This window comes from Streptomyces sp. NPDC051041, assembly GCF_044456065.1.
In the GTDB taxonomy this organism is placed as follows: domain Bacteria; phylum Actinomycetota; class Actinomycetes; order Streptomycetales; family Streptomycetaceae; genus Streptomyces; species Streptomyces glaucus.
On the sequence record NZ_JBITFM010000021.1, the window covers coordinates 14,490 to 34,441 of the forward strand.

At 72.8% G+C, this 19,952-nt stretch carries 20 protein-coding genes; 16 read left to right on the forward strand and 4 right to left on the reverse strand.

Features of this window, described 5'->3' with window-relative positions:
- Positions 1-79: 79 nt before the first annotated feature.
- From argC to ACIBAI_RS25460, 5 genes are read left to right on the forward strand one after another with little or no spacing between them, the layout of a single operon-like run.
- On the forward strand, positions 80-1,108 hold the full coding sequence (argC, locus tag ACIBAI_RS25440; protein ID WP_399037703.1) for an N-acetyl-gamma-glutamyl-phosphate reductase: 1,029 nt from the start codon (positions 80-82) through the stop codon (positions 1,106-1,108).
- Positions 1,105-2,256: a bifunctional glutamate N-acetyltransferase/amino-acid acetyltransferase ArgJ gene (gene argJ, locus ACIBAI_RS25445; RefSeq protein WP_399037704.1), complete on the forward strand. Its 1,152-nt coding sequence runs from the start codon at positions 1,105-1,107 to the stop codon at positions 2,254-2,256. The genes argC and argJ overlap by 4 nt, the downstream gene beginning before the upstream one ends.
- Positions 2,253-3,155, forward strand: coding sequence for an acetylglutamate kinase (gene argB, locus ACIBAI_RS25450; RefSeq protein WP_399037706.1), 903 nt, complete (start codon positions 2,253-2,255; stop codon positions 3,153-3,155). The genes argJ and argB overlap by 4 nt, the downstream gene beginning before the upstream one ends.
- Positions 3,152-4,393, forward strand: coding sequence for an acetylornithine transaminase (locus tag ACIBAI_RS25455; RefSeq protein WP_399037708.1), 1,242 nt, complete (start codon positions 3,152-3,154; stop codon positions 4,391-4,393). Before argB ends, ACIBAI_RS25455 begins: the two co-directional genes overlap by 4 nt.
- A gap of 7 nt (positions 4,394-4,400) precedes the next feature.
- Positions 4,401-4,940, forward strand: a complete 540-nt coding sequence (locus ACIBAI_RS25460; protein WP_344607129.1) for an arginine repressor — start codon at positions 4,401-4,403, stop codon at positions 4,938-4,940.
- 271 nt (positions 4,941-5,211) lie between these two features.
- On the opposite strand, the gene ACIBAI_RS25465 is transcribed toward ACIBAI_RS25460, so the two are convergent.
- Complete coding sequence (locus ACIBAI_RS25465; protein ID WP_399037710.1) at positions 5,212-5,799, reverse strand: pyridoxamine 5'-phosphate oxidase family protein; 588 nt, start codon at positions 5,797-5,799, stop codon at positions 5,212-5,214.
- A 413-nt stretch (positions 5,800-6,212) separates the two neighbouring features.
- Between ACIBAI_RS25465 and ACIBAI_RS25470 the strand changes: the two genes are divergently transcribed.
- From ACIBAI_RS25470 to ACIBAI_RS25490, 5 genes are all read left to right on the forward strand, one after another.
- A complete protein-coding gene (locus ACIBAI_RS25470) occupies positions 6,213-7,406 on the forward strand; it encodes an argininosuccinate synthase (protein WP_399037713.1) in 1,194 nt (397 codons plus the stop codon).
- Between the two features lie 102 nt (positions 7,407-7,508).
- Complete coding sequence (argH, locus tag ACIBAI_RS25475) at positions 7,509-8,936, forward strand: argininosuccinate lyase (RefSeq protein ID WP_399037715.1); 1,428 nt, start codon at positions 7,509-7,511, stop codon at positions 8,934-8,936.
- Between the two features lie 126 nt (positions 8,937-9,062).
- A complete protein-coding gene (locus ACIBAI_RS25480; protein ID WP_399037717.1) occupies positions 9,063-10,019 on the forward strand; it encodes an aldo/keto reductase in 957 nt (318 codons plus the stop codon).
- A gap of 83 nt (positions 10,020-10,102) precedes the next feature.
- Positions 10,103-10,654, forward strand: coding sequence for a TetR/AcrR family transcriptional regulator (locus tag ACIBAI_RS25485; protein WP_399037718.1), 552 nt, complete (start codon positions 10,103-10,105; stop codon positions 10,652-10,654).
- Positions 10,651-12,201, forward strand: coding sequence for an MFS transporter (locus ACIBAI_RS25490; RefSeq protein WP_399037720.1), 1,551 nt, complete (start codon positions 10,651-10,653; stop codon positions 12,199-12,201). Before ACIBAI_RS25485 ends, ACIBAI_RS25490 begins: the two co-directional genes overlap by 4 nt.
- A gap of 147 nt (positions 12,202-12,348) precedes the next feature.
- Here the strand turns inward: ACIBAI_RS25490 and ACIBAI_RS25495 are convergent, their stop codons facing one another.
- Entirely contained in the window at positions 12,349-13,023 is a 675-nt protein-coding gene (locus ACIBAI_RS25495) for a lysophospholipid acyltransferase family protein (RefSeq protein ID WP_399037722.1), read from the reverse strand.
- Positions 13,024-13,428: 405 nt separating this feature from the next.
- On the opposite strand from ACIBAI_RS25495, the gene ACIBAI_RS25500 reads away from it, so the two are divergent.
- The 3 genes from ACIBAI_RS25500 (at position 13,429) to ACIBAI_RS25510 (ending at position 15,732) form a co-directional block, all read left to right on the forward strand.
- Positions 13,429-14,604: a glycerophosphodiester phosphodiesterase gene (locus ACIBAI_RS25500; RefSeq protein WP_399037724.1), complete on the forward strand. Its 1,176-nt coding sequence runs from the start codon at positions 13,429-13,431 to the stop codon at positions 14,602-14,604.
- 75 nt (positions 14,605-14,679) lie between these two features.
- Positions 14,680-15,177 (forward strand): sigma-70 family RNA polymerase sigma factor, encoded by a 498-nt coding sequence (locus ACIBAI_RS25505; protein WP_399037725.1) that lies wholly within the window; start codon positions 14,680-14,682, stop codon positions 15,175-15,177.
- 57 nt (positions 15,178-15,234) lie between these two features.
- Complete coding sequence (locus ACIBAI_RS25510) at positions 15,235-15,732, forward strand: GNAT family N-acetyltransferase (RefSeq protein WP_344607109.1); 498 nt, start codon at positions 15,235-15,237, stop codon at positions 15,730-15,732.
- A gap of 7 nt (positions 15,733-15,739) precedes the next feature.
- On the opposite strand, the gene ACIBAI_RS25515 is transcribed toward ACIBAI_RS25510, so the two are convergent.
- Together ACIBAI_RS25515 and ACIBAI_RS25520 are read right to left on the reverse strand one after the other, a co-directional pair.
- Entirely contained in the window at positions 15,740-16,171 is a 432-nt protein-coding gene (locus tag ACIBAI_RS25515) for a hypothetical protein (protein ID WP_399037726.1), read from the reverse strand.
- 1 nt (position 16,172) lies between these two features.
- Positions 16,173-16,532: a hypothetical protein gene (locus ACIBAI_RS25520; protein WP_399037728.1), complete on the reverse strand. Its 360-nt coding sequence runs from the start codon at positions 16,530-16,532 to the stop codon at positions 16,173-16,175.
- Between the two features lie 712 nt (positions 16,533-17,244).
- Here ACIBAI_RS25520 and ACIBAI_RS25525 point away from each other — a divergent pair.
- The 3 genes from ACIBAI_RS25525 (at position 17,245) to ACIBAI_RS25535 (ending at position 19,939) form a co-directional block, all read left to right on the forward strand.
- Positions 17,245-18,282, forward strand: a complete 1,038-nt coding sequence (locus tag ACIBAI_RS25525) for a methionine ABC transporter ATP-binding protein (protein WP_399037730.1) — start codon at positions 17,245-17,247, stop codon at positions 18,280-18,282.
- Positions 18,279-19,016 (forward strand): methionine ABC transporter permease, encoded by a 738-nt coding sequence (locus ACIBAI_RS25530; RefSeq protein WP_399037731.1) that lies wholly within the window; start codon positions 18,279-18,281, stop codon positions 19,014-19,016. Before ACIBAI_RS25525 ends, ACIBAI_RS25530 begins: the two co-directional genes overlap by 4 nt.
- A gap of 95 nt (positions 19,017-19,111) precedes the next feature.
- The gene (locus ACIBAI_RS25535) at positions 19,112-19,939 is read left to right on the forward strand and encodes a MetQ/NlpA family ABC transporter substrate-binding protein (RefSeq protein ID WP_399037733.1); all 828 of its coding nucleotides are present in this window, start codon (positions 19,112-19,114) and stop codon (positions 19,937-19,939) included.
- The last annotated feature ends 13 nt before the right edge of the window (positions 19,940-19,952 follow it).

Here is a 19,952-nt window from a genome sequence, read left to right on the forward strand (position 1 = left end):
CCGGCACCGGGCCCCTCCCGCACGGCGTTGCATAAACGTGCAATCAAACGTATAGTCATGCCGTCTAGGAGGAGGTTCCATGACGGTACGTGCGGCAGTGGCCGGAGCGAGCGGATACGCGGGCGGAGAACTGCTGCGTCTGCTCCTGGCCCATCCCGAGGTCGAGATCGGCGCCCTGACCGGCAACTCCAACGCCGGCCAGCGGCTCGGCGCGCTGCAGCCGCACCTGCTGCCGCTGGCCGACCGCGTGCTCGGCCCGACCACCCCCGAGGCCCTCGCCGGGCACGACGTCGTCTTCCTGGCGCTGCCGCACGGCCGGTCCGCCGCCGTCGCCGAGCAGCTCGGCCCGGACGTGCTCGTGATCGACATGGGCGCCGACTTCCGGCTGCGGGACGCCGCCGACTGGGAGCGGTTCTACGGCTCCCCGCACGCCGGCACCTGGCCCTACGGCCTCCCCGAACTGCCGGGCGGCCGCGCCGCGCTGGAGGGGTCCAAGCGCGTCGCGGTGCCCGGTTGCTACCCGACCGCCGTCTCGCTGGCGCTCTTCCCGGCGTACGCGGCGGGGCTCGCCGAGCCCGAGGCCGTGATCGTCGCCGCCTCCGGCACGTCCGGCGCGGGCAGGACGCCCAAGCCGCACCTGCTGGGCAGCGAGGTCATGGGCTCCATGTCGCCGTACGGCGTCGGCGGCGGCCACCGGCACACGCCCGAGATGATCCAGAACCTCAGCGCGGCGGCGGGGGAGCGCGTCTCGGTCTCCTTCACCCCCACCCTCGCGCCCATGTCCCGGGGGATCCTCGCCACGTGCAGCGCGAAGGCGCGCGGCGGGGTCACCGCGTCCTCGCTCCGCGAGACGTACGAGAAGGCGTTCGCCGACGAGCCGTTCGTCCACCTCCTGCCCGAGGGACAGTGGCCCGCCACCGCCTCCGTCCACGGTTCCAACGCCGTTCAGGTGCAGGTCGCCCACGACGAGGCGGCGGGCCGCATCATCGCGATCAGCGCCATCGACAACCTGGCCAAGGGCACCGCGGGCGGTGCCGTCCAGAGCATGAACATCGCCCTCGGACTTCCCGAGGAGCTCGGTCTTCCCACGATCGGAGTCGCACCGTGAGCGTCACGGCAGCAAAGGGGTTCACGGCGGCGGGCATCGCCGCCGGGATCAAGGAGAACGGCAGCCCGGACCTGGCCCTGGTGGTCAACAACGGGCCCCGCCGCGCCGCCGCCGGCGTCTTCACCGCCAACCGCGTCAAGGCCGCGCCGGTGCTCTGGTCCGAGCAGGTGATCAAGAGCGGGCAGGTCTCCGCCGTGGTCCTCAACTCCGGCGGCGCCAACGCCTGCACCGGACCCAAGGGCTTCCAGGACGCCCACGCCACCGCCGAGAAGGTCGCCGAGGTCCTCGGGCGGGGCGCCATCGAGGTCGCCGTCTGCTCCACCGGCCTCATCGGCGTCCCGCTGCCGATGGACAAGCTGCTCCCCGGCGTCGAGACGGCCGCCGCCCAGCTGTCCGAGCACGGCGGCGAGAAGGCCGCCATCGCCATCAAGACCACCGACACCGTGCACAAGACGTCCGTCGTGACGCGGGACGGCTGGACGGTGGGCGGCATGGCCAAGGGCGCGGGCATGCTCGCCCCCGGCCTCGCCACCATGCTGGTCGTCCTCACCACCGACGCCGACCTCGACGGCGCGACCCTCGACCGGGCCCTGCGCGCCGCCACCCGGGTCACCTTCGACCGCGTCGACTCCGACGGCTGCATGTCCACCAACGACACCGTCCTGCTGCTCGCCTCCGGGGCGTCCGGGACCACGCCCGGCTACGAGGAGTTCGCCGAGGCCGTCCGGGCCGTCTGCGACGACCTGGGCCGGCAGCTCATCCGGGACGCCGAGGGCGCCAGCAAGGACATCAGGGTCGAGGTGGTGGGCGCCGCGACCGAGGACGACGCCGTCGAGGTGGGCCGCTCCATCGCCCGCAACAACCTCCTCAAGTGCGCCATCCACGGCGAGGACCCCAACTGGGGCCGGGTGCTCTCCGCGATCGGCACCACGTCCGCCGCCTTCGAGCCCGACCGGCTGAACGTCGCCATCAACGGCGTCTGGGTGTGCAAGAACGGCTCCGTCGGCGAGGACCGCGAGAAGGTCGACATGCGCTACCGCGAGGTGCACATCGTCGCCGACCTCGCCGCCGGTTCCGAGACCGCCACCATCTGGACCAACGACCTCACCGCCGACTACGTCCACGAGAACAGCGCCTACAGCTCATGAGCACGACCAGGAAGCACACCGCGCTGCCCAAGGCCCAGATCCTCATCGAGGCGCTGCCCTGGCTGACCCGCCACCACGGCAAGACCGTCGTCATCAAGTTCGGCGGCAACGCCATGGTGAACGAGGAGCTGAAGGCCGCCTTCGCCCAGGACGTCGTCTTCCTGCGGCACGCCGGCCTCAGGCCCGTGGTCGTGCACGGCGGCGGCCCGCAGATCAGCGCCGCCCTCGACCGGCACGGCATCGTCAGCGAGTTCAGGGCCGGCCTGCGCGTCACCACCGAGGACGCCATGGACGTCGTACGGATGGTGCTGGCCGGGCAGGTGCAGCGGGAGCTGGTCGGGCTGCTCAACCAGCACGGTCCGCTCGCCGTCGGCCTCACCGGCGAGGACGCGCACACCATCACCGCCACCAGGCACCGGCCCGAGATCGACGGCGAACTCGTCGACATCGGGCGGGTGGGCGAGATCACCGAGATCGACACGGGCGCCATCGAGGCCCTGCTCGCCGACGGCCGGATCCCGGTCGTCTCGTCGATCGCCCGTTCCCAGGACGACGGACATGTCTACAACGTCAATGCTGATACGGCGGCTGCGGCACTCGCTGCGGCACTGGGCGCCGAAACCCTCATGGTCCTCACGGACGTCGAGGGACTCTACGAGGACTGGCCCCACTCCGACGAGGTGATCAGCCGCCTCACCGCATCCCAGCTGGAGAAACTGCTGCCGGAGCTGTCCTCGGGCATGGTGCCCAAGATGGAGGGCTGCCTGCACGCCGTGCGCAACGGCGTGCGCACCGCGCGCGTCATCGACGGCCGGGTCCAGCACTCGATCCTGCTGGAGATCTTCACCGACGAGGGCATCGGCACGATGGTCGTGCCGGACGAACAGGGGGAGCCGTGAGCAACGCCGCCAGCGACACCGTCGCCGACGCCGCCGGCAACGAGGAACTGACCGCCCGGTGGCAGGGCGCGCTCATGAACAACTACGGCACCCCGCGGCTGCCCCTGGTCCGCGGCGAGGGCGCCCGGCTCTGGGACGCCGACGGCAGGGAGTACCTGGACTTCGTCGGCGGCATCGCGGTCAACGCCCTCGGCCACGCCCACCCGGCGGTCGTGGCCGCCGTGAGCAACCAGATCGCCTCCCTCGGCCACGTCTCCAACCTGTTCGTCGCCGAGCCGCCCGTCGCGCTCGCCGAGCGGCTGCTGCAGCTCTTCGGGCGGGACGGCAGGGTCTACTTCTGCAACTCCGGCGCCGAGGCGAACGAGGGCGCGTTCAAGATCGGCCGGCTGACCGGGCGGACGCACATGGTCGCCACCGAGGGCGGCTTCCACGGCCGCACCATGGGCGCCCTGGCGCTGACCGGGCAGCCCGGCAAGCGGGAGCCCTTCCTGCCGCTGCCCGGCGACGTCACGCACGTGCCGTACGGGGACGCGCAGGCGCTGGCCGCCGCGGTCACCGAGGAGACGGCCCTGGTCGTCATCGAGCCGATCCAGGGCGAGAACGGCGTCGTGGTGCCCCCGGCCGGTTATCTGAAGGCGGCCCGCGCGATCACCGCCGCGACCGGGGCGCTGCTGGTCCTCGACGAGGTGCAGACCGGGATCGGCCGCACCGGGCACTGGTTCGCGTACCAGGCCCACGAGGGCGTCCTGCCGGACGTCGTCACCCTCGCCAAGGGGCTCGGCGGCGGGCTCCCGCTGGGCGCGACGGTGGCGTTCGGACGGGCGGCCGACCTGTTCCGGCCGGGCCAGCACGGCACCACCTTCGGCGGCAACCCCGTCGCCTGCGCCGCCGGACTCGCCGTCCTCGACACCGTCGCGAGCGAGGGGCTGCTGGACAACGTCAAGCGGCAGGGCGAGAAGCTGCGCGGGGGGATCGAGTCCCTGGGCCACGGACTGGTCGACCACGTCCGGGGCGCGGGCCTGCTGCTGGGTATCGTGCTCACCGAGCCGCTCGCGCCCGAGGTGCAGCAGGCGGCCCAGGACGCCGGCTTCCTCGTGAACGCGCCCGCCCCTGACGTCGTACGGCTGATGCCGCCGCTGATCCTCGGCGACGACGCGGTGGACGCCTTCCTCGGGGCCCTGCCCGGCATCCTTGACAAGGCCACCGAGGCCGACGGGGACGGACGATCCGGAGAATGAGACGACGATGAGCCAGGCGCAGGACCAGGAACAGCCCGCCGGGCCTGCCGTGCCGCAGACCCGCACCGCACGCCACCGCCGGATCGTGGACATCCTCAACCGGCAGCCGGTGCGCTCGCAGAGCCAGCTGGCGAAGCTGCTCGCCGACGACGGGCTGAGCGTCACGCAGGCGACGCTCTCCCGGGACCTGGACGAGCTGAACGCGGTGAAGATCCGCAACACCGACGGCGACCTGATCTACGCGGTGCCGAGCGAGGGGGGCTTCCGCACCCCCCGCGCGCCGCTGGGGGAGTCGGCGAAGGAGGAGCGGATGCGGCGGCTGTCGCAGGAGCTGCTGATCTCGGCGGAGGCCTCCGCCAACCTGGTCGTGCTGCGGACGCCGCCCGGAGCCGCGCAGTTCCTCGCCTCGGCCATCGACCAGGCGGAGCTGCACGACATCCTGGGGACCATCGCCGGTGACGACACGCTGCTGCTGATCAGCCGGAACCCCGACGGCGGGCAGGCGCTCGCCGATCACCTGCTGCGGCTGGCCCAGAACGGGCACTGAGGCGCGCCGGGCGCCGGGCCGCCGCGGGCACCCGGCAGGGCCGCTCGTCCCGGCCGGGCGGCCGGGCCCCGCGTGCCGAAGCGGCCCGGCGCCGGACCGGCCCCGGCCCGCCTGCCGCCCCTGCGGTCCCAGCGGGTCACCGCCCCCGGGGCGGAGCCGGTCCGCGGGGCGAGCGCGGTGATCGGCCGGCCGCCGGCGTCGGCCGGCCGGGCCGGCAGCGGCGGCGGGCACCGGCAGGGGGCAGGGCGGCGACGGCACGGGGGGGCATGGCTCAGACCGGAGCCGGGGGCAGCGGCAGCGGCAGCCCGGGCAGTCCGTCCAGGCTGGTCGCGATGTGCTCCTTCTTGGTGAAGTAGGCGCTCAGCGAGGCGTCGTCCTCACGCGCGAAGCGCTTGCCGTGCAGCTCGCGGTCGGCCTCGTGGGCCATCAGGGGCACGGCGTAGCCGCAGGTGTCGCGGACGAGCTCGGCCGTCACGACGATGACGGCGCGCAGGCCGTGGGCCGTCGGGTCGATGTCCGGGAAGCGGGCGAGGAGTTCCCTGAAGCGGGGGTCGTCGCGGAAGACCGGTTCGCCGCGCCCGTGCACGCGGACGATGTTCGGCGGCCCCTGGAAGGCGCACCACATCAGGGTGATCCGGCCGTTCTCCCGCAGGTGGGCGATGGTCTCGGCGTTGGAGCCGGCGAAGTCGAGGTAGGCCACGGTGCGCTCGTCGAGCACCGCGAAGGATCCCTTGAGCCCTTTGGGGGAGAGGTTGACCGTGCCGTCGGCGGAGAGGGGGGCGGTGGCGGTGAAGAAGAGCGGCTGGGACTCGATGAAGGTGCGGAGCCTGCCGTCGATGCGCTCGTAGGTCTTTCCCATGCGACGAGTATGGGCGCAATTATTTCGACTGTCTAAGGAATTGGCGGGTCCGATTCGGCTCCGGGCCGCCGCGCGGAACGCGCCGCCGGCCGTGGCCGCCCCGGCCGGCGCTCGTGCGGGGCGGCCACGGGTGCCTGCCACGTCAACCGGGTGAGCGCGGCAGGCGGCCGGAGGGGCGGCTCCGGAAAGGCCCTGGCCGGCCGGCGGCCGTGCGCGGGCCGGGGCGGAGCCTGTGCGGCGAAACGGCGCCCGTGTCCGCCGAGAGGCACGCGAGAGCGGTCTCGTGTGTTCAAGGGTCGTAAGGAATCGGCCGCGATCCGACCGAAACCGATCCCCTCCCGGAGCGGATTGACGAATCATGCGGACTCCTGCATACTCATGCATATCAGCGAATGCACTGTGAGGAGAAACCCGTGACCGAGCGCGTCGTACTCGCCTACTCAGGCGGTCTGGACACCTCCGTCGCCATCGGCTGGATCGCCGAGGAGACGGGCGCCGAGGTCATCGCCGTTGCGGTCGACGTCGGCCAGGGCGGCGAGGACCTGGACGTCATCCGCAAGCGCGCGCTCGCCTGCGGTGCCGTCGAGGCCGAGGTCGCGGACGCCAAGGACGAGTTCGCCCAGGAGTACTGCCTCCCGGCGATCAAGGCCAACGCCCTCTACATGGACCGCTACCCGCTGGTCTCCGCGCTGTCCCGGCCGGCGATCGTCAAGCACCTCGTCGCCGCCGCCGAGAAGCACGGCGCCACCACCGTCGCCCACGGCTGCACCGGCAAGGGCAACGACCAGGTCCGCTTCGAGGCCGGCATCGCCGCCCTCGCCCCCGACCTCAAGTGCATCGCCCCGGTCCGCGACTACGCCATGACCCGCGACAAGGCCATCGCCTTCTGCGAGGAGAAGGGCCTGCCGATCGCGACCACCAAGAAGTCGCCCTACTCGATCGACCAGAACGTCTTCGGCCGCGCCATCGAGACCGGCTTCCTGGAGGACATCTGGAACGCCCCGATCGAGGACATCTACGAGTACACCCAGAACCCGGCCGTCGCCCGCGAGGCCGACGAGGTGGTCATCTCCTTCGAGCAGGGCGTCCCGGTCGCGATCGACGGCAAGCCGGTCACCGTCCTGCAGGCCGTTCAGCAGCTCAACGAGCGCGCGGGCGCCCAGGGCGTGGGCCGGATCGACATGGTCGAGGACCGCCTCGTCGGCATCAAGTCCCGCGAGGTGTACGAGGCGCCGGGCGCCATCGCCCTGATCACCGCCCACCAGGAACTGGAGAACGTCACCGTCGAGCGCGAACTCGCCCGCTACAAGCGGCAGGTCGAGCAGCGCTGGAGCGAACTCGTCTACGACGGCCTGTGGTTCTCCCCGCTCAAGCGCGCCCTGGACGGCTTCGTCGAGGAGGCCAACCGGCACGTCACCGGCGACATCCGGATGACCCTGCACGGCGGCCGCGCGGTCGTCACCGGCCGCCGCTCCGGGCAGTCGCTGTACGACTTCAACCTCGCCACCTACGACACCGGCGACACCTTCGACCAGTCCGCCGCCAAGGGCTTCATCGACATCTACAGCCTGTCGGCGAAGATCGCGGCCAAGCGCGACCTCGCGTAGGACGCCGCGGACACCTCGCCCGCAGCAGACCGACAGCCGCCTCCTCACCCGCCGAACGTGAGGAGGCGGTCGCACATCGCCATCTTCCGAGGAGCAACCCGAGTGAGCAGCAACAGCGGTGACGTCCGGCTCTGGGGCGGCCGGTTCGCCGACGGTCCCGCCGAGGCCCTGGCGAAGCTGTCCGCGTCCGTCCACTTCGACTGGCGGCTCGCGCCCTACGACATCGCCGGCTCCCGCGCCCACGCGCGCGTGCTGCACCGGGCCGGGCTGCTCACCGACGACGAGCTGCAGCGCATGCTCGCCGGGCTCGACCGGCTGGAGGCCGACGTGGCGTCGGGCGACTTCACCGGCACCGTCGCCGACGAGGACGTGCACACCGCCCTGGAGCGGGGTCTGCTGGAGCGCCTCGGACCCGACCTCGGCGGCAAGCTGCGCGCCGGCCGCTCCCGCAACGACCAGGTGGCGACGCTCTTCCGGATGTACCTGCGGGACCACGCCCGGATCATCGGCGGTCTGATCGCCGACCTCCAGGACGCGCTGATCGGCCTCGCCGAGGCCCACCCGGACGTGGCCATGCCCGGCCGCACCCACCTCCAGCACGCCCAGCCGGTGCTCTTCGCCCACCATGTCCTCGCGCACGTCCAGGCGCTGTCCCGGGACGCCGAGCGGCTGCGCCAGTGGGACGAGCGCACGGCCGTCTCGCCCTACGGCTCCGGCGCGCTGGCCGGCTCCTCGCTCGGCCTGGACCCGGAGGCGGTCGCCCGTGACCTCGGCTTCGAACGCGGCAGCTCCGGCAACTCCATCGACGGCACGGCCTCCCGCGACTTCGCCGCCGAGTTCGCCTTCATCACCGCGATGATCGGCGTCGACGTCTCCCGGATCGCCGAGGAGATCATCATCTGGAACACGAAGGAGTTCTCCTTCGTGACCCTGCACGACGCCTTCTCCACCGGCTCGTCGATCATGCCGCAGAAGAAGAACCCGGACATCGCCGAGCTGGCACGCGGCAAGTCGGGCCGCCTGATCGGCAACCTCACCGGCCTGATGGCCACCCTCAAGGCCCTCCCGCTCGCGTACAACCGCGACCTGCAGGAGGACAAGGAGCCGGTCTTCGACTCCATCGACCAGCTGGAGGTCCTGCTCCCGGCCTTCACCGGCATGATGGCCACGCTCACCGTGCACCGGGAGCGCATGGAGGAGCTGGCCCCGGCCGGGTTCTCCCTCGCCACCGACATCGCCGAGTGGCTGGTCAGGCAGGGCGTGCCGTTCCGCGTCGCGCACGAGGTGGCCGGCGAGTGCGTCAAGGTCGCCGAGGCCGAGGGCAAGGAGCTGGACGAGCTCACCGACGAGCAGTTCGCGAAGATCTCCGCCCACCTCACCCCCGAGGTCCGCACGGTCCTCGACGTCCCCGGCGCGCTCGCCTCCCGCAACGGCCGCGGCGGCACGGCGCCCGACGCCGTCGCCGTCCAGCTCGCCGAGGTCAAGGCGGACGTGGCGGCCCAGCACGCGTGGGCGAACGCCAGGAGGTGACACCCCCGCGGGGGCGAGGGGCCGCGCGGTCTACGGTGGTCGCACACACGGAGCCGGCCGGACGGAGCCCGCGACGCCCTTCGCCCGTCCCGCGCTCCCGGCTCCACCCGAGCAGGAGGGACCCCCATGGCCCCAGCAACGACCCCGACGTTCCGCATCGGCCTGGGCCTCGCCGCCGTCGGCCGCCCCGGCTACATCAACCTCGGCCGCGAGCGGGACCTCCCGGCCGAGCGCACCGTCGACGCGATGCGCGCCCGCACCCACGAACTCCTCGACGCCGCCTACGCCCGGGGCGTCCGCTACGTCGACGCGGCCCGCTCCTACGGGCGCTCGGAGGAGTTCCTCGCCGACTGGCTGAAGGCCCGGCCCGACGCCGACGACGTGGTCGTCGGCAGCAAGTGGGGCTACACCTACACCGCGGACTGGTCCACCGAGGCCGAACACCACGAGGTCAAGGACCACGGCCTCGCCACGTACGAGCGGCAGCGCGCCGAGACCGACGCCCTGCTCGGCGACCGGCTCGACCTCTACCAGATCCACTCGGTGACCCCGGACAGCCCGGCCCTCACCGACGAGCGCCTCCACGAACGGCTGGCCGAGGCGGCGGCGGCCGGAGTGACCATCGGCTTCTCCACCAGCGGCCCCGCCCAGGCCGACGCCGTCCGCGCCGCCCTCGCCGTGACCGTCGACGGCGAGCCCCTCTTCCGCGCGGTCCAGTCCACCTTCAACCTGCTGGAGACCTCCGCCGCCCCCGCCCTCGCCGAGGCGCACGACGCCGGGCTCACGGTGATCGTCAAGGAGGGCATGGCCAACGGGCGCCTGGCCGGCCCCCACGCGCCGGACGCCCTCCGGGCGGTGGCCGCGCAGACCTCCCTCGGCTGCGACGCGGTCGCCCTCGCCTTCGTGCTGCGCCGGCCGTGGGCCGGAGTGGTCCTCTCCGGGGCGGCGACCACCGGGCAGCTCGCGTCCAACCTGCGCGCCGCCGCCGCGGACCTCGACGAGGACCAGCTGGCCCGCCTCGACGCCCTCGCGGAGGACCCGCGCGCCTACTGGGCACGGCGCGGACAGCTGCCCTGGCACTGACGGACGGCCCGTGAACCCACGGACAGTGAGTCACGCGCATTGCGGATGAGACGCGAATGTCTCAGATGGTCTATGGTCGTCTCATGGCTGTCGATCGTGACCACGTGCTGCGCACCGCGGCGTCCCTGCTGACCCGCAAGTCCACCGCGACCATGGACGAGGTCGCCAAGGCCGCCGGGATCAGCCGGGCCACGCTGCACCGGCACTTCGCCGGGCGCGACGCGCTCGTACGGGCCCTGGAGGCCCTCGGCATCGCCGAGTGCGAGGCGGCCCTCGACGCGGCCCGCCCGGAGGAGGGGGACGCCACCGGCGCCGTACGGCGCCTGGTGCGGGCCGTCGAACCGGTCGCCGGACTGCTCGCCTTCCTCTACACCGAGAACCAGCTGTTCGAGGGCGAGGACCGCAACGCGGGCTGGACCCGCATCGACGACCGCGTCGAGGCGCTGTTCCGGCGCGGTCAGCAGGCCGGCGAGTTCCGCATCGACCTGTCCCCGGCCTGGCTCACCGAGGCCCTGTACGGGCTGCTGGCCTCCGCGGCCTGGGCCGTGTCGGAGGGCCGCGTCGCGCCCAGGGACTTCACCCACATGATCGTCGAGCTGCTGCTCGGCGGCGCGCTGCGGCGAGCGGAATCATGACCGCCACCCTGCGGCCGGCGTGTCCGGCGGCGGAGACGAAGCGGCCGGGCCGGTGGCTCGCGCTGGCCGTCCTCGTGCTCGCCGTGCTGCTGGTCGCCGTCGACGCGACCGTCCTCGGCCTCGCGACCCCGTACATCAGCGAGGACCTGGCGCCGACCGGCACGCAGCTGCTGTGGATCGGCGACGTCTACTCGTTCGTGATCGCGGGCCTGCTCATCTCGATGGGCAGCCTCGGCGACCGCGTCGGCCGCAAGCGGATCCTGCTTGCCGGCGCCACCGCCTTCGGCGCGGTGTCCGTCCTCAACGCCTACGCCGCGACACCCGAGCTGATGATCGCGGCGCGGGCGCTGCTCGGCGTCGCGGGCGCCACGCTGATGCCGGCCACGCTCGCGCTGATCCGCAACCTCTTCCACGATCCGCGCGAGCGCAGTCTCGCCGTCGGCGTCTGGGGCGCCGCCGCCTCCGCCGGCGCGGCCGTCGGCCCGGTCACCGGCGGTCTGCTGCTGGAGCACTTCTGGTGGGGTTCGGTCTTCCTGATCAACCTGCCCGTGATGGCCCTCCTGGTCCTCGTCGGCAGCAGGCTGCTGCCCGAGTCGCGCAACCCGGACCCCGGCCCGTGGGACTTGCTCAGCGTGGTGCTGTCCCTGGCCGGCACGGTCGGCGTCGTGTACGCGGTGAAGGAGACGGCCGCCCACGGGTTCGCCCGGGAGGCGCTCGGGGCGGGCCTGCTGGGCGCCGCCGCCCTCCTCGGCTTCGTCCGGCGCCAGCTCGCCCTGCCCGTCCCGCTGCTGGACCTGCGGCTGTTCGCGCGCCGCGGCTTCAGCGGAGCCGTACTGGCCGACCTGCTGACCGTCCTCGGCCTGTCCGGGCTGGTGTTCTTCCTCTCCCAGTACCTGCAACTCGTGCAGGGCAGGCGGCCGTTCGAGGCGGGGCTGGCCGAACTGCCCGCCGCCGTCGGCGCGGTGGCGGCCGGACTGGTCGCCGGACGCGCGGCGCGCCGCTTCTCGGTGCGGGCCGTGGTCTGCGGCGGGCTCGCGGCCGTCGGCCTCGCGCTCGCCGCGCTCACCGTCGTCGACCGCTCCACCGGATATCCGCTGCTGGGCGCGGTCCTGCTGGTGGTCGGCGCCGGCGCCGGGTTCTCGTTCACCGTGACCGCCGACGTGATCCTCACCAGCGTGCCCGGGGAGCGGGCGGGCGCCGCCTCAGCGGTGTCCGAGACGGCGTACGAACTCGGCGCGGCCCTCGGCATCGCGCTGCTCGGCTCCCTCGTCACCGGCGTCTACCGGGACTTCACCGGACCGGCGGGCACCCCCGCCGAGGCGCGCGAGTCGCTGGGCGGCGCCGTCGAGGCGGCCGCGGACCTGCCCGCGCACACCTCCGCCGCACTGCTGGACGCGGCCCGGCAGTCCTTCGTCGACGGGCTGGCGCTCGCGGCGGGCGTCGGCGCTGCGGTCCTGCTGGCCGCGGCCGTGGCGGCCTGGTTCCTGCTGCGCGGGCAGCGCCTGGAGGACGGGGCCGAACGCCCCCGGGACGTGGTGGGGGAGTGACGCCGTCCGCCCGGGGAGCGGGTCCCGCTGCGCCCGGCGCGCGGCCCGGCACGGCGGCCCCGCGGGCGTACGGGGGCGGCCCCGGCGCCGGACACGCGAACGGCGGGCCGCCCGAGAAGCGGCCCGCCGTGGGGGGGAAACCGGGACTTACGCGGCCTTCTTCGCCTTCGTGGCGTACATGTCCACGTACTCCTGTCCGGACAGCCGCATGACCTCCGTCATCACGGAGTCGGTCACCGCCCGCAGCACGTAGCGGTCGCGGTCCATGCCCTCGTAGCGCGAGAACTCCATCGCCTCGCCGAAGCGGACCGTGACCCGGCCGGGCCGCGGGACGCCCCGCCCGCCCGGCTGGAGCTTGTCGGTGCCGATCATCGCGAACGGCACCACGGGCGCGCCGGTCATCAGCGTGAGCCGGGCGATGCCGGTGCGGCCCCGGTAGAGGCGGCCGTCGGGGGAGCGGGTGCCCTCCGGGTAGATGCCGAACACCTTCCCCTCCTCCAGCACCCGGCGCCCGGTCATCAGCGCCGCCACCCCGCCGCTCGCGCCGTCCCGGTCCACGGGGATCATGCCGACGCCGGTGAAGAACCAGGCCATCAGCCGGCCCTTGAGGCCCGTGCCGGTGACGTACTCGTCCTTGCCGATGAAGAACACCTGCCGCTTGGTGACCAGCGGAAGCACGATCGAGTCGATGAACGTCAGATGGTTGCCGGCCAGGATCACCGGGCCGTCGCCCGGGATGTGCTCCGCGCCCTCCACCCGTGGGCGGAACATCAGGCGCATGATCGGACCGAGCACTGCCTTGATGAGCGCGAAGCGGGACAACGTGCCCTCCGTGTCAGAGAGTGCCGAGGAATTCGGTACGAGCGGTGCGGGACGGACCCGTGGAGGATCGGTCTGCGCAGGTGAGGACATTACTCGTGGCCACGGGGCCGGCGCACGTCGGACGCGAGGGGTTCACCGAGGTCTTACGCGCCGTTGACCCGCGTTCACCTGCGGTGACACACTGTTGACGGTCCGTGATGCGGCCGCCCCGATGTGACGGACGTCGCCCGGGAGCCATACCGGACGACTGCCCCGTCCGGCCCGCTGGATGCCCGCGGGCCGGCGGCGCGCGGTCCTCCGCGCGCCATCCGGCGTCATCCGCGCGTTCCGCGGAAGGTCTCCCGCAGGTCATGAACACGCCCCTACGATCGGCGCGCACGTGACGAGCGACGGCGGGAGACACCCATGGGAACCCAGCACACACACGAGCCGAACGAGCAGCCGGACGCGACCGGGCGACGGGCGCTGCTCGGCGCCGCGGTGCTCGGCGCGGGCGGCGCCGTCCTCGGCCTGTCCGGCACGGCCCAGGCGGCCGGCGCCCGGCAGGCCGGCCGCGGGGTGAAGGGCCTGCCGGTGCCGACGATCATCGGTCACCGCGGTGCCAGCGGCTACCGGCCGGAGCACACCCTCGGCGCCTACCAGCTCGCCCTCGACATGGGCGCCGACATCGTCGAGGCCGGCGACCTGGTGCCCACCCGGGACGGCCACCTCGTCTGCCGCCACGAGCCCGAGATCGGCGGCACCACGGACGTCGCCGACCACCCCGAGTTCGCCGACCGCAGGACCACCAAGGTCCTCGACGGGGTCCCCACCACCGGCTGGTTCACCGAGGACTTCACGCTCGCCGAGCTCAAGACGCTCCGCGCGACCGAGCGCATCCCCGCCAACCGCCCGCACAACACCCTCTACGACGGCCGCTGGGAGATCCCCACCTTCGAGGAGGTGCTGCGCTGGCAGGACGAGCAGACCCGCAAGCGCGGCAAGCAGGTCTGGATCTATCCCGAGCTCAAGCACCCCACCTACTTCCGCAAGCTCGGCCTCGGCCTGGAGGAGCGGGTCGCCAAGCTGCTGCGCGCCCACCGCCGGGACAGGTGGAACTCGCCGGTCATCCTGCAGTCCTTCGAGCCGACCAGCATCCAGCGCCTGAACAAGCTGGTCGACAACCCGCTCGTGGTGCTGCTGTCCGGCGCCGGCACCCGCCCCTGGGACTTCGTCGAGAACGGTGACCCGCGCACGGTCGCCGACCTGGTCAAGCCGGCCGGTCTCAGGGAGATCGCCTCCTACGCGCAGGGCATCGGCCCGACCCTCGACCTGATCATCCCGCGGGACGGCGCCGGCAACCTCACCGAGCCGACCGGCCTCGTCGCCGACGCGCACAAGGTGGGCCTGATCCTGCACCCCTACACCCTGCGCAACGAGAACCCGTTCCTGCCGGCGAACTTCCGCCGGGGCACCGGCGCCGACGCCTACGGCGACGTGTTCGGCGCCTACCGGGCGTACTTCGCGACCGGCATCGACGGCATCTTCACCGACCATCCCGACACCGGCCTGCTGGCCCGGGCCGACTTCGTCAACGGCTGAGCCGTCCCGCCCCCGTCGAGGTGACCTCCGGCCGCCCGGGCAACCCGCCGCCCGGGCGGCCGCGTCGCTTCGCACATGACGCCGCACGACCTGGTCACCTCCCTGCGCCCGCTGCTCAGGGCCGAGGCCTCGGCCGAGGCGTACGCCTCGGGGGCCGAGCCCGGCGATCTGGAACAGGCGGTCTGGCTCCGCCTCCTGGAGCGCCTCGGCACCCACGGCCCGCCCGCCGACCCCCACCGCTGGCTGCGCGGCGCCGTGCGCACCGAGGCCCGCCGCGCCCGCCGTACGACCCGGCGCGAACTGCCGTACGGCGCCGAGCCCGTCGACGAGGCCGGGCGCGATCCCGAGCAGCTCGCCCTCGCCGCCGCCCGCCGCCGGGCCCTGCGGGAGGCCGTGCGCCGGCTGCCCGGCCGCTGCCCGCGCCTGATGGAGGCCCTGCTGTCCCCGAGGGACCCGACCTACCGGGAGATCGCGGGGGAGTTGGGTATCTCACAGGGCAGTCTCGGGCCGGAACGTTCCAGATGTCTGGGATGTCTGCGGCGATTGCTCACATCGGAGGTTGCGGCCCGCTGAGGGCGGGGATAGGAGTGGGGGACGACAGGCGATCAGGTGAGCGGGAGGCATGCGCACATGGGCATGAGCGTGACCATCTCGGCGGCGACCGAGCAGGACGCGGAACAGATCTTCCGGCTGCAGTACCTCTGCTTCCAGAGCGAGGCGGCGCTGTACGGCAACTACCGCATCGACCCGCTCGTCCAGACCCTCGACTCGGTCCGCCGGGAGGTCGCCGAGGACTGCGTCTTCGTGGCGCGGCTCGGCGACGAGGTGGTCGGATCGGTGCGCGGCCGGGTGACCGAGGACGGCGCCGCCTCCATCGGCAAGCTCTGCGTCCACCCCCGCCTCCAGGGCCACGGCATCGGCGCCCGGCTCCTCCGGGCGGCCGAGTCGGCCCTCGCCCAGGAGCGCGGCGCCACCCGCTTCCGCCTGCACACGGGCCACCGCGGCGAGGGCGGCCTGCGCCTGTACCGCCGGGTCGGCTACCAGGCGGTGGGCACCTCCGAGGGACCCGACGGCGTACCGGTGATCGTCCTGGAGAAGGCGGCGGGCGACTACGCGGCCACCGCCTGATCCCCCCTCAGGAGGCTTCCGGCTGCTGCCCGCGGGACCTGCGCAGCCAGTAGACGGCCGACAGCGGCAGCAGCACCGGAATGAAGAGGTAGCCCATCCCGTAGTCCGACCACACGGTCGCGTCCGGGAAGGCGGACGGCTCGACCAGGGTCCACGTGCCGACGGTGAGCACCCCGGCCAGCTCGGCGGCGCAGCACACCAGCGCCGCCCTGCGGGCCGTCTCGCCGCCCCGGACCAGCGTGTACGTGATGAAGCCGTACACCACGCCCGCGACCGCGGACAGCGCGTACGCCAGCGGCGCCCGGTCGAACTCGGTCGCGATCTGGTACACCGACCGCGACACGGCGCCGACGACCATCACGCCGTACAGCCACACCAGCAGCAGGCCGGGTCCGCCGATGAGCCGCGTCCGTGCGGGCTTTCGCTGTGCCGTCGCCACCTCAGCCTCCCCAGATGTCGTACAGCCGCACTTCGAGCACGGCCAGCACCACGCCGCCGGCCGCGACCGTCACCGAACCCCACCGGGTCCGCTCCGCCAGCGACATGAACCCCGCCGCCGGGACGCACGCGAAGGCCCCCAGCAGATACGCCACGAAGATCGTCGTGCCCTGCTCCGGCCGCTCGCCCCGCGCCAGCTGCACGATCCCGACCGCCAGCTGGGCCAGGGCCAGCAGCGTCACCACGGCCATGCCGATGAAGTGCCAGTCCTTCGTGGGCTGGTCACGGTAGGCGGCCCAGCCGCACCAGGCGGCGAGCAGCAGCGCGGCGACGCCGGTCGCCAGCGTCAGGGCATCATGCATGGCAGCGACCCTATTACGGCCCGGAATTACGGCCCAAAAGACCCCACGCCCACCCCGGCCGCCGGTCCCCGCCCCCTCACCCCCGGTCCCCGAGCCCTCACTCCCGGTCGCCGCCCGCCGCCCCGACCCTGTCCGCCAGCGCACCGGGCGCCGCCCCGGCCCGCCGCGTCGTCTTCGAGGACGCCCCGCCGGAAATCCGCTCCGGCCGCGCCGCCGGAGCGGCCACCGTGGCGTTGGCCACAACGCGCGCCGCCCGCGCCGGCGGCGCCGGTCTGGCGGCGCGGGACCTGTCCGCCTTGTCCGTCCTGGTCACCGACGGGGGCGTGGAGATCTCCGCGCGCGTCCGGGACCCTCCACGGCTGTCCAGTATGCGGACAGCGAGACGTGGTCAGGAGCATATGTCTGCTTTACTGATGCGCATGACCACGACGAGCTGCCGCACCCCTGCGACCGAGGCGACCCCGACGCCCGGTGCTCGTTGTACGTGTCGAATGTGCGCCTTCTAGAGGGCCCCTGCACCATCCCCGAGCTCGCGCCCCGAAGCGAGCCGCCGTGGCCCCGTGCGCCACCGCCGTACGGGACACCAGCCGCCCCGCGCACATGTTCTCCCCCGGTTCCACCGCCACCGCGAGAACCGTGCCGCGTCCCTGACCGAATGCAGCCGTGCCCGGGCCCATCCGCGCCCGCGCACTCGACAGTGACGGAAACCCCAGTGATCACCACCACGGGCCTGACCAAGGTCTACCGCTCACGCGGCCGTGAGGTCACCGCCCTCGACGGCGTCGACCTGCACGTGCGCGAAGGCGAGGTGTACGGCGTCATCGGCCAGTCCGGCGCCGGCAAGTCCTCGCTCATCCGCTGCGTCAACCTCCTGGAGCGTCCCACCGCCGGCACGGTCACCGTCGCCGGCCAGGACCTCACGGCGCTCGCCGGCCGCGGCCCCCGCGCCGGCCGGGAGCTGCGGCGGGCGCGCAGTCGTATCGGCATGGTCTTCCAGCACTTCAACCTGCTCTCCTCGCGGACCGTGCAGGACAACGTCGAGCTGCCGCTGGAGATCCTCGGAAAGTCGGGGAGGGAACGTTCCCGCAAGGCCCTGGAGCTGCTCGACCTGGTGGGCCTGGCCGACAAGGCCAAGGCCTACCCCGCCCAGCTCTCCGGTGGCCAGAAGCAGCGCGTCGGCATCGCCCGCGCCCTGGCCGGCGACCCCCAGGTGCTGCTGTCCGACGAGGCCACCAGCGCCCTCGACCCCGAGACCACCCGCTCCATCCTGACGCTGCTGCGCGACCTGAACCGGCAGCTGGGCCTCACCGTCCTGCTCATCACGCACGAGATGGACGTCGTGAAGTCGGTCTGCGACTCGGCCGCCCTGATGGAGAAGGGCCGCATCGTCGAGTCCGGCACCGTCGGCGAGCTGCTCGCCACCCCCGGCTCCCAGCTCGCCGCCGCGCTGTTCCCGGTGGGCGGCGACGCCTCCGGCGACGACCGCACCGTCCTCGACGTCACCTTCCACGGAGAGGCCGCGACCCGGCCGGTCATCTCCCAGCTGGCCCGCACCTACAACATCGACATATCGATCCTCGGCGCCGCCATCGACACCGTCGGCGGCCTCCAGGTCGGCCGGATGCGCATCGAACTGCCCGGCCGCTACGAGGACAACGTCGTGCCGGTCGGCTTCCTGCGCGAACAGGGCCTGCAGATCGACGTGGTGGGCCGGGACGAGTCCCCGCTGGTGAAGGAAGGTGCCAAGTGACCTGGTCCGAGATGCAGCCGCTGCTGGAACAGGCGTGTCGCGAGACGCTGGTGATGGTCGGCTGGTCGACCCTGATCGCCGTCGTCGGCGGCCTGCCCCTCGGCATCCTGCTCGTCCTCACCGACAAGGGCGGCCTGCTGCAGAACACCGTGGTGAACAAGGTCATCGGACAGGTCGTGAACGTCGGCCGCTCGATGCCGTTCATCATCCTCATGGTCGCGCTGATGAGCTTCACCCGCTGGGTCACCGGCACCACCATCGGCAGCGAGGCCGCGATCGTGCCGCTCGCCATCGGCGGCATCCCCTTCTTCGCCCGCCTCGTCGAGACGGCCGTCCGCGAGGTGGACCACGGCCTGGTCGAGGCCGTACAGGCCATGGGCGGCAGCACCTGGACCATCGTCCGCAAGGTCCTGGTCCCCGAGGCGCTGCCGTCGCTCATCGCCTCCACCACGACCACGGTCATCGCCCTCATCGGCTACTCGGCCATGGCCGGCACCGTCGGCGGCGGCGGCCTCGGCGACCTCGCCGTCCGCTACGGCTACCAGCGCTTCGAGACCGGCCTGATGTGGGTCACCGTCGCGGTCCTCGCCGTCGTGATCTCCCTCATCCAGTTCGCCGGCGACTACGCGGCCCGCTCCCTGCACCGCCGCGGCGGCCGCTCCGGTCCCGCGCCCAGGCTGCGGCTGCCGAAGGCCGAGGAGCCGGCCGCGGGCGACGTCGGCAAGGCCGCCTGAGCGGGTCCGCGAAGGACCTCCCGGACTCCCGCGCACCCCGGACTCCCCGTACACCCGCGACGGGGTCGCACCACCCACAAGGAAAGGCACTTTTCGTGCGTAACACCGCCAAGATCACCACTGCCGTCCTCGCCGCCGGGGCCCTCGCCTTCGGGCTCACCGCCTGCGGCTCGGGCGACGACGCCGCCTCCGACGCCTCCGGCCCGCTGATCGTCGCCGCGAGCCCCGTCCCGCACGCCGAGATCCTGACCTACGTCAAGGACAACCTGGCCGAGAAGGCGGGCCTCGACCTCGAGGTCAAGGAGTTCACGGACTACGTCACGCCGAACACGGCGACCGAGGACGGCTCCGTGGGCGCCAACTACTTCCAGAACCAGCCGTACCTCGACGACTTCAACAAGAAGAACGGCACCCACATCGTGCCCGTCGTCACGGTGCACCTGGAGCCGCTCGGCCTGTACTCCCGCAAGGCCGAGAAGGCCGACGACCTCAAGAGCGGTGCGACCGTCGCCGTCCCGAACGACACCGTCAACGAGGCGCGGGCGCTGAAGCTGCTCGACGCCAACGGGATCATCACGCTCAAGGACGGCGTGGGCAACGAGGCGACCCCCTCCGACATCGTCAAGAACCCCAAGAACCTCAAGTTCAAGGAGCTGGAGGCGGCCCAGACCCCGCGCTCCCTCGACGACGTCGACGCCGCCGTCATCAACGGCAACTACGCCATCGAGTCCGACCTCAAGCCGGCGGAGGACGCCCTCGTCCTGGAGTCCGCGAAGGACAACCCCTACGGCAACTTCCTCGCGGTCAAGGAGGGCAACGAGGACGACCCGCGCGTGAAGAAGCTCGCCGAGCTGCTCACCTCCGCCGAGGTGAAGAAGTTCATCGAGGACAAGTACGCCGGCTCGGTCGTCGCCTCCTTCTGACCCGCACGGCACC